The following is a 12824-nucleotide window of genomic DNA, read 5'->3' as shown; positions in this document are numbered from 1 at the left end:
ATTGAGGCTTTTTATTAAACTACTCGATTAACTTTATACCAATTAGAACAAAGGGGTTTTTTATAATGGCAATAAAGAGAAATAAAATATCTGTAATTGGTTCCGGTTTCACTGGTGCAACAACTGCGTTAATGCTTGCACAAAAAGAACTTGGCGACGTTGTGCTTGTTGACATTCCGAATATGGAGGACCCAACCAAAGGAAAAGCTTTAGATATGCTGGAAGCTAGCCCTGTCCAAGGTTTTGATGCTTCGATTATTGGAACATCTAATTACGAGGAGACAAAAGACTCTGACTTAGTTATTATTACTGCGGGAATTGCTCGTAAGCCAGGTATGAGCCGTGATGACTTAGTGAATACAAATGCTAAGATTATGAAGTCTGTAACACAAGAAATCATGAAATATTCTCCTGAGACGTATATTGTTGTATTAACAAATCCGGTTGATGCCATGACATATACTGTTTTTAAAGAATCTGGATTGCCAAAAGAACGAGTAATCGGACAGTCAGGTGTATTAGATACTGCACGCTTTTGTACATTTGTAGCTCAGGAATTAAATGTTTCGGTGAAGGATGTCTCCGGCTTCGTATTAGGGGGGCATGGTGATGATATGGTTCCTTTAATTCGTTACTCTTATGCTGGAGGTATCCCACTTGAAACATTAATATCAAAAGAGCGTTTAGACGCAATTGTGGAGCGTACAAGAAAAGGCGGAGGAGAGATTGTCGGATTACTAGGCAATGGAAGTGCTTATTATGCACCTGCAGCCTCACTAACTGTAATGGCAGAAGCGATATTAAAGGATCAACGACGAATCCTACCTGCGATTGCTTACCTAGAGGGGGAATATGGGTATTCTAATATTTATCTTGGAGTACCAACTGTATTAGGAGCTAATGGTATCGAAAAAGTAATTGAATTAGATCTAACCGAGGATGAAAAGGTGGCGCTTAACAAGTCTGCAGATTCTGTTAAAAAAGTCTTGGATGTTCTAGAATAATCCGATTTGCAAAAGCTTTTATTTACATTCATTATTGTAAATAAAAGCTTTTTCTTGTTTGTTGTACATGCTATAACATCAAGAACTATAGTTGACGATATTTCGTATGTCCTTCCTACATTCAATATTATTTGAATTGGCAAACAACTGAATGTTTGTTATAATAGAAAGCGCTTACATTGATGAGAGGGTGAAGGGATTGATTGGGAAAAGACAACCATTAGGCAGATCCTTAAAGGATATTCAAATAGGGGATACGTGTAATCGAAAGGCCAAAATGAATGATCGTGATTTATTACTATATTTAGGATTAACCAATGATGCGAACCCGTTGTATCTTCAACATGACTATGCTTCATTAACGCCTTATAAACGACCAATTGTACCATCTGTAATGCTATACGGCATGGTTTCTTCTTTAGTATCCATGGAACTTCCAGGACCAGGGAGTCATATTGTTCACCACGAAATGATATTCCCTAGGGCAGTATATCATAATACGGAAGTCGATATGATGCTAGAGGTTATTGCCATCGATGAAAGCAGTCAACGCCTTGCTATGAATGTAACCGCTAAGGATGAGGAAGGTGAAATTGTGTTGCATGGGAAGTTGTACGTAACACCAGCTCATAAACCAAACACATTAACAGCGCAATCGCTAGAAAACTTTTTTTAATGTAGTACGTTCATAGCGAGCTCAGAACGGAGACACGATATGAGCTTGTTTATTCTTAGTATCAAATTTTTGTTCTGCCTTCATCAAACAGCGTTGACTATTATATAAATAACAAGGCATGTTTCCCCCTTTTTCGCATAGAATAGGATATCCGTTCATTTACAGGCGCCTTGTAAAAACATTGATACTGTGTAAAAATAAATTTACAAATTCTTATCGTATTCACATTCTTAAGGTTTCAGTGTAAGATGGATGTGGAACCTATTAATGTATTAGAAACGGGGACTGGATATGAACGAGAAAATTTTAATTGTCGATGATGAAAAGTCAATTGTTACGTTATTAAACTTCAATATTGAAAAGGCAGGCTTTGTGACTGATGTTGCTTATGACGGTTATGAGGCAGTGCAAAAAGCACAGAGCAACAGTTATGATTTGATTGTTTTAGATCTGATGCTCCCTGAAATGGATGGCATGGATGTTTGTAGATATTTAAGAAATAACCAAATAAATACGCCAATTCTTATGTTAACTGCTAAAGACGAGGAATTCGATAAAGTACTTGGACTGGAATTAGGTGCAGACGATTATTTAACCAAACCATTTAGCCCAAAGGAAGTGGTAGCTAGAATTAAAGCCATTTTGCGAAGGGCAAAAAGAGTAGAAAAATCCAATTTTTCATATATTCAAGTTGGAGATTTAACCGTCTTCCCTGAAAGATACGAAGCAGAGATGGCAGGGAAAGTCATCACCTTTACAAGAAAAGAATTTGAGCTGCTATATTATTTAGCGAAAAATAAGGGAAAGGTTATTTCCCGAGATCAGCTGCTTAGTGGAGTTTGGGATTATGATTTTGTTGGTGATACACGTATCGTAGATGTCCATATATCTCATTTGCGTGATAAAATAGAACCAGATTCTAAAAAACCTGTTTATATTAAAACAGTGCGAGGTCTTGGTTACAAATTGGAGGACCCTAGTTAATGCGATTTTTGTTTGAAAAACCAATATTCGGTTACACAATAGGTATTTTCCTAGTTGTTTCAGTAACCGGTATTTTGTTAAGTGTTTTAATTGGAGATTATCTAGTAATAGCTTCTGTACTAGTTATTCAATTTATTATTTTATTCCTATTTTTGTTACATCTATATGAATCGGTCATTAAACCGGTTAAAAAAGCGACGAAGACAGTTGATGAGATTGTAAAGGGAAATTACCGAGCTAGATTTCATCATCCAAGTACAGACAGTATCGGCCAGCTAAGTACTAAAATAAATGCTCTAGCCCGTAATTTAAATGAATTAACAATTCAAGAGCAAATGCAAGCGGAACAATTATCAACGATTATTGAAAATACGCAGAGCGGACTTGTCTTAATCGATGCAAAAGGCTATATTCATTTCGTCAACCGTAAGTTCCTAACTATGTTTGGTCAAACGACCCAAGATTTCCAAGGTTATCTTTATTATGATGTTCTTCATAATGAAACTATTCACGAAACGGTACAGAAAACCTTTTTGTATGAACGAAATATTAAAGAAGAATTTACCCACTATAAAGGTCTGGATAAATACTATATTGAAATTGTTGGGGCTCCTATTTTTGATGACCGTAACTTATTAAAGGGAGCAGTTCTTGTCCTTTATGATATTACCGAGCTTAAAAAGCTGGAATTAATGCGGAAAGACTTTGTTGCTAATGTATCACATGAGCTGAAAACACCGATTACGTCGATTAAAGGATTTGCGGAAACATTGTTGGATAACCCAATGAAAGACTTGGATAAGAGCAAAGAGTTTTTAGAAATTATTTATAAAGAGAGTCACCGATTGCAATTATTAATCCAAGATTTATTAATTCTTTCGCGATTGGAAAAAGAAAACTTCCAACTCGTCCTTTCTACATTTTCCGTTAATGATGTTGTCAATGAAGTGTTGCCGATTATTGAGCAGAGGTTTGAAGATAAGCATTTGACATTCGATAAAGCTGTAGATGATCATATACAATTAACCGCTGATAAAGAAAAGGTAAAGCAAATTATCATCAACCTTGTCGATAACGCTGTAAATTACACACCTGAGAAAGGGAACATCTATTTGCGGATAACAGAGTGTAATGATTCTGTTTGTATCGAAGTGGAAGACACAGGAATTGGTATTGAAAAGGAAGCTCTCCCAAGAATATTTGAACGATTTTACAGAGTGGATAAAGCCAGAAGCAGGAATACCGGAGGAACAGGGCTTGGGTTAGCAATTGTAAAACATATTGTCGAAGTACATGATGGTACTATTGAAATTGAAAGTGAAGTAAATAAAGGTACGAAAATAACGGTAAGTTTACCGATCAATAATGATATGCAAAAATAAAGCGAAATATGAACGAAGCGAAGCAATAGGGATTGCCTTGCCCTTATAGCCCTCTCTAATAAGAAAGACATAAAAAAAAGTAACTAAGAGAGCAACTGAAAGCAGTGGATACAGATGCTGCTTTCAAAAGTTATAAGGTTGATCTTCCCATTTCTTATTTTCAGCAACTAACTGATCTGTTAGAACAATAATGGAGCCGGACGTGGCTATTCGGTTATTTCGTTATCCCCAAGCACCTCATTTTATACTTTCTTATCTTTTAAAAAAAGGCAACTTGATAAATGAACTGCCCCCCTGTCAAGTAGACAGTCGAAATAATAAAAATGATTGAAGCGGCTTTAGTTCTATATTCTATAGAGCTGAGGCCGTTTTTAATCTGTCTACCTGGGGGGAAGCATATCATTTACAGATTAATATTATGCCTTTTCATTTGGCTGTTTCCAAGGTTGGTTTCATTGATTGATGGGAGCAGCTTTTTTAGCATGTATTTTGTTGAACCGTGAAGCTTTACGTGAAAACCATTAGTACATTCTTCATTGAAGGAATCCACTATAAGAAGCAGGTGTTTCACTTTATAGTGATGGAATGATAAAATATGCTTAATGATGAATTTATCGGAGGCGAAACTATGAGCAATAAATTGGTTTTAATTGACGGGAACAGTATTATTTACCGCGCATTCTTCGCGTTACCGCTTTTAAATAATGATAAAGGTGTATACACAAATGCTGTGTACGGTTTTACGACTATGTTGTTAAGAATGATAGAGGAAGAAAAGCCTACGCACATGTTGGTTGCGTTTGATGCAGGAAAGACCACCTTCCGACATGAGACATATAAAGAGTATAAAGGTGGAAGGCAAAAAACCCCACCTGAGCTATCAGAGCAGTTCCCGCTACTCAAAGAAGTACTGGACGCATTTTCCATAACGCATTACGAATTAGATAATTATGAAGCAGATGATATTATTGGGACATTATCGAAGAAAGTAGAAAAAGATGACTGGGAAGTAACTATTATTTCTGGTGATAAAGACTTGCTTCAGTTAGTATCAGATCGTGTTACCGTGAATTTAACCAAAAAAGGGATTAGCGAAGTGGAAAAGTATACCCCCGATTTTGTTCTTGAAAAAATGGAGATTACTCAAGAGCAAATCATTGACCTAAAAGCGTTGATGGGTGATAACTCAGATAATATTCCTGGTGTACCAGGAGTTGGTGAAAAAACAGCAGTTAAATTATTAAAGCAATTTGATACATTGGAAAATGTGTATGAACATTTGGATGAGGTTAGCGGGAAAAAACTTAAGGAAAAGTTAGCAAACCATAAAGAGGAAGCGTTTATGAGTAAGAAACTTGTAACGATTAATCGCTCTTCACCTATTACGATTGAGCCAGACGATGTCAAATATAATGGATATGCTCACGATAAAGTGAGAGCCGTTTTTACAGAACTGGGGTTTCAGTCTTTATTAACTCGCATTCAAGGTACAAAAGAAAATAATACCGAATCAGGCTATCAACAAGCTCCTATTGATTTTTCAGTAATGGATGAGGTTAACGAAGAAATGTTTACAGGAGAAGAAGCATTGATCGTTGAACTGTTAGAGGAGAACTACCATCAAGCAGCCATTCAAGGATTTTCCATCGTTAATAACAAAGCTGCCTTCTTTTTACCTACTGACGTAGCATTACAATCAGATCTGTTTAAGGCATGGTTGGAGGATTCAAGCAAAAAGAAATATGTGTTTGATGCAAAGAAAACGTTAGTTTCCTTATTGCGAGCTGGAGTGCATATTAAAGGTATTGCGTTTGATATGCTATTGGCTTCCTATTTAATCAATCCATCGGAAAATAATCATGATATTCCTGCGATTAGCCATCGGTTTGGCAGAACAGATGTTTACATGGATGAAGAAGTATATGGCAAAGGAGCGAAGCTGAAGCTTCCTGAACAGTCTGTTTTTGCAGAGCATATAGTTAGAAAAGCTACCATGCTTTACGAACTGAGACCGCAAATGGAAAAGCAGCTTAAAGAAAATGAACAGTACGAATTATTCAAGGAATTAGAGATGCCATTAGCCCTTATTCTTGGAGAGATGGAGCATACAGGGGTGCTTGTGGATACAAAGCGTTTAGAGGAAATGCGGATAGATTTAAAAAATCGTTTAGCTGAACTAGAGGAAGAGGTACATGCGTTAGCTGGCGAACCGTTTAATTTAAATTCCCCAAAGCAATTAGGTCCGATTTTATTTGAAAAGCTAGGTCTGCCAGTTATTAAGAAAACGAAAACGGGATATTCTACTGCAGCGGATGTATTAGAGCAACTTCAGGATGAACATGAAATCATTCCAAAGCTCTTATTGTATCGCCAATTAGGTAAATTACAGTCCACTTATATTGAAGGCTTATTAAAAGTAGTCGATGAAAAAACAAATAAAATTCACACTCGTTTTAATCAAGCTTTAACGCAAACAGGTCGTTTAAGCTCCATTGAGCCAAATTTACAAAATATCCCTATTCGACTAGAAGAAGGAAGGAAGATTCGGCAAGCTTTTATCCCGGCGGAAGAAGGCTGGGTTATGTTTGCAGCCGATTATTCACAAATTGAGTTAAGGGTATTAGCACATATTGCGGGTGACGAAAAATTAATGGCTGCATTTAAACAGCAAGCAGATATTCATACCCAAACAGCGATGGATGTTTTCCATGTAGATAAAGGTGAGGTGACAGCAAATATGCGAAGACAAGCAAAAGCTGTTAACTTCGGTATTGTATATGGAATTAGTGATTATGGATTATCACAAAACTTAGGTATTACGCGAAAAGGAGCCAAGCAGTTTATTGATCGTTATTTCGAAAGCTATACAGGTGTAAAGACGTATATGGAAGAAATCGTTCAAGAAGCAAAGCATCAAGGCTATGTGAGTACTATAATGAATCGGAGAAGGTATTTGCCTGATATTACTAGTAGAAACTTTAATCAAAGAAGTTTTGCCGAACGAACTGCTATGAATACACCAATTCAGGGAAGCGCTGCGGATATTATTAAAAAAGCGATGATTGATCTACATGAGAAGCTAAAGAAAGAGCAACTTCAAGCAAGAATTTTATTACAAGTTCATGACGAATTAATTTTAGAAGCACCACAGTCAGAAATAGAAACATTAAAAGAGATAGTACCAGCTATTATGGAAAATACAGTAGAGTTGAATGTACCTTTAAAGGTTGATTATGCTTATGGAGATAGTTGGTTTGATGCTAAGTAAGGAGCTAAGGAGATGCCAGAGTTACCAGAAGTAGAAACAATTCGAAATACGTTAAAACGATTTGTAATCAATAAAACCATAGCACAAGTTGATGTTCAATGGCCGAGAATAGTGAAACAGCCAGATGACATCCAGCAATTTCAAACAGAAATTATAGGACAAACTATTTTAGATATTCATCGAAAAGGAAAATTCTTGCTATTTCAATTAAATGATTATGTCCTCGTTTCCCATCTTCGTATGGAAGGGAAGTACAGTGTCCATCGAAATGATGAACCAGTTAAAAAACATACACATATTACTTTTCAATTCACCAATGGAGAAGAATTGCGCTATAATGATGTGCGGAAATTTGGTACGATGCATTTGTTCCATAAGGGAGAAGAAATGAAGCAAAAACCGTTATGTTTATTAGGTCCTGATCCGTTTGATGCTGCTTTTACCTCTGATTATTTTATTGAAAAGCTGAAAAAAACAAAGCGCGTGATAAAATCAGCTTTATTAGACCAAACGATTGTCGCTGGTTTAGGGAATATTTATGTAGATGAAACACTTTATAAAGCAGGAATACATCCATTACGGCCTGCAAATAAATTAACCCAAAAAGAAATCAAAGAAATTCGTAAACAGGCGATTGCTACATTGGGAGAAGCAGTATCACAAGGTGGTACGACCATTCGTTCTTATGTGAACAGTCAAGGTGACATGGGGATGTTTCAGCAGAAATTATATGTATATGGTCAGGAGAATAAAGCTTGTAAAACATGTGGTAGTACGATTGCTAAATTAAAAGTTGGCGGGCGTGGTACACATATTTGTACCAGCTGTCAGCCATTAAAGAGGTGAAGAAGATGTGTAAAGTTTTAGGCTTAACTGGGAGTATTGCGACGGGGAAAAGTACCGTTTCTCTCATGTTTGATGACTTTCGTATTCCTGTGATTGATGCAGATAAAATTGCTAGGGAAGTAGTACATCCGGGGGAAAAGGCCTATGAAGAGATTATTCATCATTTTGGAGTACACATACTACGTGAAGATAAAACAATAAACCGAAAATTGCTTGGGGAAATTATTTTTGCTGATAACCAAAAGCGAGAGCGATTGAACCATATTGTTCATCCCGCCGTAAGACAGAAAATGGTTGAGCGAAGAGACACTTATTTACAAGCGGATGCCCAATGTGTGGTGCTTGATATTCCGCTTTTGTTTGAAAATAATTTAACCGAACTCGTTGATAAAACCATCGTTGTTTACGTAGATGAAAATACGCAATTACAACGTTTAATGAATCGAGATGGCTACTCGGAAGCAGAAGCAAAGCAACGGATTGCTGCACAAATGCCAATTACTGATAAAGTAAAAAGAGCAGATGGAGTCATTGATAATACTGGCTCCAAATTTCACACCTTCCAGCAATTAGAAGAATTGCTACAGTTATGGAATATACTTCCACGTTAAATTTAGTTTAAACATTCGCATCAATTATTGGTGCGAATGTTTTTTATAATGGTTTTGTAATGACAGGGACATAAAGTATATAGCAAAAGCTGAACAATCCATTTATCCCGCATTTAAGTTGCCATAGGACTCTCCCTTCAAAATATGATGTGCAAGAAAAAGGGAAGTGAGAGATAACGGTATTAAATTCCCGATTCGTTAAAGACCTTTAGATCATACCCTTGTGGTAGTAATAATTTAGGGCTATATGAAAGATCATCCACTAATTGAAGATTCGCTTTATTGTCTCATCAGCTATTTAGCTATGCCCTAGCCGCTCCGTAAAGCTTTCAACGTGGATCAAATAAAAATGCCTCCCTTCATGGTAAGATAAGGTTGGTTTCCCGACACCAAATTTCACCGTAGAAGGAGGCATGTCCCATGAAGAACAAGAATAGTTTAGCACATACAACATGGAATTGTAAGTATCAAATCGTTATTCATATAATATTAATAATTTCTATATTTTTACTATTCTTTTTTCGGAATTGATTTCAGGTAACATCAAACTATATAATGAAAGAAATAAGTTTAGTAAGGAGGGGTTTTAGTGAATGGTTTAGAAGTTTTCTTTATTGCGGGTATATTAACCATTGGTGCTTTTTATTTTATTTCTCGGACTTTACTAAACAAAAAATATAAAAAGATCACTTACTTAACCCCAGCAATAGCTGTATCTGTTGCATCTGCTATTTTCATGGTTTTATCTTTTATTTTAATTAAAGATGGTTGGGTGATCATGGGAAACTCTTTCTTTGTTATCGCTATTGTATCAGGTGCTTTTATAGGAACATTCCTTCCATCCATTCAAAATACAGATTAACGTAATATTAGGTAAGCAACTTCATTCACTTAGTTTGCTTTTCTTTTTTTAAAGAATAAGAAAGTATAAACTTAGGTGCTTATGGATAATGAAATAACCGAATAGTCACGTCCAGCGCATGAGCCCAGCAACTAGGCGACTTTAGAAATGCGCCCTACGATAAGGCCTCATCGGTTCGTCACAAAGAGGAAGGCCAACTAAAAACGGGCTTGCCGCCCGACGATGGTTGTTCTTATAACCAAAAGCATTTATCTAAAATGACAGACAGTAAGACTGTCATTTCCATGTTACTGGAAAGGGAGGTGGTTTAGTAGAGGCTCCAATCTTAAGTCAAATATCCAATTCTGTTTGCAATTATGAAAAGATTATTCCTCATCCCTGTTCATAATTATGCGAAAACTGAAACATAAATGGAAATAGCAATTAAGGATCACATATTTCATTAAATGTGTTATACTATTTAATAAATAAGCTAAATAAGTATAACTCATAGTGGGAGGAAGTCGTATGAGAAAAACAAGACTTGCAATTAATGGATTTGGGCGAATTGGGCGAATGGTTTTTCGACAAGCGATAAAGGGTGACAACTTAGATGTAGTGGCGATCAACGCCAGTTATCCGGCTGAAACGTTGGCACATCTAATTAAATATGATAGCGTACACGGGATTTTGAACGAAGAAGTGAAACCGCTTCATAATGGAATTGTGGTAGGAGAAAAGCATGTAAAGCTGGTAAATTCTCGTGTGCCTGAGCAATTACCATGGAGCGAATTAAAGATTGATGTTGTTATTGAAGCTACTGGAAAGTTTAAAACAAAAGATAGTGCTGGGGGGCATCTTCGGGCAGGTGCTAAAAAAGTTGTTATTACAGCTCCGGGTAAAGAAGTTGACCAAACAATAGTAATGGGAGTTAATGAAAGTGATTATGATCCTAACATACATGATGTTATATCAAACGCTTCGTGTACAACGAACTGCCTTGCACCTGTTGTGAAGATTATTGATGATCATTTTGGAATTGAAAATGGATTAATGACAACCGTACATGCATTTACGAATGATCAGAAAAACATTGATAATCCGCATAAAGATTTAAGACGAGCAAGAGGCTGTACTCAATCCATTATACCAACTTCTACAGGGGCGGCTAAAGCTCTAGGGGAAGTGCTTCCACACTTAAATGGAAAGCTACATGGTATGGCATTGCGTGTTCCAACACCTAACGTGTCCTTAGTTGACCTTGTGGTGGATGTGAAAAAAGCAGTTACGGCTGAACAAGTTAACGAAGTATTTAAGCAAGCTGCTAAAACTGATTATAGTGGCATTATTCAATATAGTGATGAGCCGCTTGTGTCCATCGACTATACTACCACGGATTATTCTGCAATTATTGATGGACTATCAACCATTGTTATCGAAGATCATAAATTGAAAGTGTTGGCATGGTATGATAATGAATGGGGTTACTCGAAGCGTGTGCTTGATTTAACGAATCATGTAGGGTATTACCTTGCTCAAGAACATATGCAAATGAGCTAATCCAAGGAATAAGGGGAAACCAATACCTACAGAGTTACCCCCTCTTTACGGAATAATATGTGTAAATATTTCTCGAGGGTAATTTTAACCAAAAATAGAAGGTACTCTATTATAAAATGTATGCTTACCCGGCAAATACATTTTGAAAGAGGCCTTCTTATGGAATTAATTATAATAAGATTATATGAATGAATAAAGGAATCAAGTGCTTTATCGATTTCCAAAAACGTAGCGTTTTCCACAACGGTCACTATAGGGCTCATTACAATTAGTTTATCCCGTATATAAGGTGCTGTAAGCCTCCCATTTCAGGAGTTGATAATCTTTTCTGCAACAAATCTAAGTGGGAGATAACAACACCTAAATATTTCGTAAGAGGCTTTAGATCATACATACCATTCCGGTACTAACAAGCCGTGGGGGATAAATGAAAACCCCCATACATAAATAGAGTGCTGGAAATATTGATATGCAACGATGTCGAGAAAAACTTGACACATACTACGAAATAAAAATGATTGCAAATGAAGGGCAAAACGTTTATACTTTTCGTTGTATCCGAATAAATGCCTATGATAGAAGGATATATAGGCTTTTCGGTTAAATGGAGAAATAGTAAATGGAGCACCATAAGGGTGAAGTTATTCATGGATACAATGGGAAGACATATAATTGTTGAACTTTGGAAGTGTCATAGAGATATATTAAATAGTATAAAGGATATGGAACATATTTTTGTAGAAGCTGCTTTGAAAGCAGGTGCAGAAGTTAGAGAAGTTACTTTTCATAAGTTTGCACCTATTGGAATAAGTGGTGTGATTATTATTTCAGAGTCACATCTTACCGTTCATAGTTTCCCAGAACATGGCTATGCAAGTGTAGATGTGTATACGTGTGGTCAGAGTGTAGACCCTCATATAGCTGTACGTTTTATTGAACGTGGTTTAAAAGCTATGCAAGTGGAGAAATTGGAAATCACAAGAGGAACTGGAGCATTATGCCTTGGGCCGCTGGAAAGTATATAAAATGAATGGGTTGATAGACAACAATTGCGTCTGTCAACCCATTGCTGTCTATTATAATAGAAGAAACAAGATGAAAAACCGTGTATCAGTATTGCTAGTGGATGCTTTTGGTTTATTATCTACTATTTACTGTTGCATGATATAGAGGTTTTCCAAAAAACATGTTAAAATGAAACTACTATACAATAGAATATATTTTGTACTGAGGGTGGCATTTGACATGGCTTTTCGGAACACTATTTCTAAATATTTTAGTAATCATGCTGAAACACATGATAATCATTGGGATACTAGTTTACAAACGCATTACTATAAAACAACGAAAGAAAAAGCAATGCAGGTCCTTGAAAATATGTTTGAACAATCTTCAAAATATGAAGTTCATTCCATTTCTAAAGAACATGGAGAGATAAGCGTTCAAATCAAAAAAGGAAAAAAAGCTTTTATTATTGTAACAGTTATTATGGTGCGGCCTTATCAAACAGCTGTAGACTTTTCTGTTACAACAGAATCCGCCCTGCCAATGGATTTTGGTTATAGTACTAAAGTAATTCAACAATTATATGGCGAAATAAATAAAGCTTTACCTTTCATCACAAAACAAGACAGGTAACGGTTGAAATGAGG

The 12824-nt window shown here is 36.3% G+C and carries 11 protein-coding genes; all 11 read left to right on the top strand.

Annotated features, from left to right (window positions below):
• Positions 1-65: 65 nt before the first annotated feature.
• The 11 genes from mdh to BKP57_RS02500 all read left to right on the top strand — a co-directional run bounded on the left by mdh (position 66) and on the right by BKP57_RS02500 (position 12810).
• A complete protein-coding gene (gene mdh, locus BKP57_RS02550; protein WP_050353352.1) occupies positions 66-1004 on the top strand; it encodes a malate dehydrogenase in 939 nt (312 codons plus the stop codon).
• Positions 1005-1203: 199 nt separating this feature from the next.
• Entirely contained in the window at positions 1204-1680 is a 477-nt protein-coding gene (locus tag BKP57_RS02545) for a MaoC/PaaZ C-terminal domain-containing protein (protein WP_050353351.1), read from the top strand.
• Between the two features lie 291 nt (positions 1681-1971).
• Entirely contained in the window at positions 1972-2664 is a 693-nt protein-coding gene (locus BKP57_RS02540) for a response regulator transcription factor (RefSeq protein WP_050353350.1), read from the top strand.
• On the top strand, positions 2664-4046 hold the full coding sequence (gene pnpS / locus BKP57_RS02535; RefSeq protein ID WP_050353349.1) for a two-component system histidine kinase PnpS: 1383 nt from the start codon (positions 2664-2666) through the stop codon (positions 4044-4046). The genes BKP57_RS02540 and pnpS overlap by 1 nt, the downstream gene beginning before the upstream one ends.
• A gap of 628 nt (positions 4047-4674) precedes the next feature.
• On the top strand, positions 4675-7314 hold the full coding sequence (gene polA, locus BKP57_RS02530) for a DNA polymerase I (protein ID WP_072740943.1): 2640 nt from the start codon (positions 4675-4677) through the stop codon (positions 7312-7314).
• Positions 7315-7326: 12 nt separating this feature from the next.
• Entirely contained in the window at positions 7327-8160 is an 834-nt protein-coding gene (mutM, locus tag BKP57_RS02525) for a DNA-formamidopyrimidine glycosylase (protein ID WP_050353347.1), read from the top strand.
• Between the two features lie 5 nt (positions 8161-8165).
• Entirely contained in the window at positions 8166-8771 is a 606-nt protein-coding gene (gene coaE / locus BKP57_RS02520) for a dephospho-CoA kinase (protein WP_050353346.1), read from the top strand.
• 589 nt (positions 8772-9360) lie between these two features.
• Complete coding sequence (locus tag BKP57_RS02515; RefSeq protein ID WP_050353345.1) at positions 9361-9633, top strand: hypothetical protein; 273 nt, start codon at positions 9361-9363, stop codon at positions 9631-9633.
• A 507-nt stretch (positions 9634-10140) separates the two neighbouring features.
• Positions 10141-11172, top strand: coding sequence for a glyceraldehyde-3-phosphate dehydrogenase (locus tag BKP57_RS02510; protein WP_072740942.1), 1032 nt, complete (start codon positions 10141-10143; stop codon positions 11170-11172).
• A gap of 647 nt (positions 11173-11819) precedes the next feature.
• Positions 11820-12197, top strand: a complete 378-nt coding sequence (speD, locus tag BKP57_RS02505) for an adenosylmethionine decarboxylase (RefSeq protein ID WP_050353343.1) — start codon at positions 11820-11822, stop codon at positions 12195-12197.
• A 220-nt stretch (positions 12198-12417) separates the two neighbouring features.
• The gene (locus BKP57_RS02500; protein WP_050353342.1) at positions 12418-12810 is read left to right on the top strand and encodes a hypothetical protein; all 393 of its coding nucleotides are present in this window, start codon (positions 12418-12420) and stop codon (positions 12808-12810) included.
• Positions 12811-12824 lie beyond the last annotated feature (14 nt).

Origin of the sequence: Virgibacillus sp. 6R (assembly GCF_001895305.1) — a bacterium.
GTDB classification, from domain to species: domain Bacteria; phylum Bacillota; class Bacilli; order Bacillales; family Amphibacillaceae; genus Virgibacillus; species Virgibacillus pantothenticus.
Note: the sequence above shows the minus strand (reverse complement) of the source record. Positions and strands in the feature narration are given on the sequence as shown.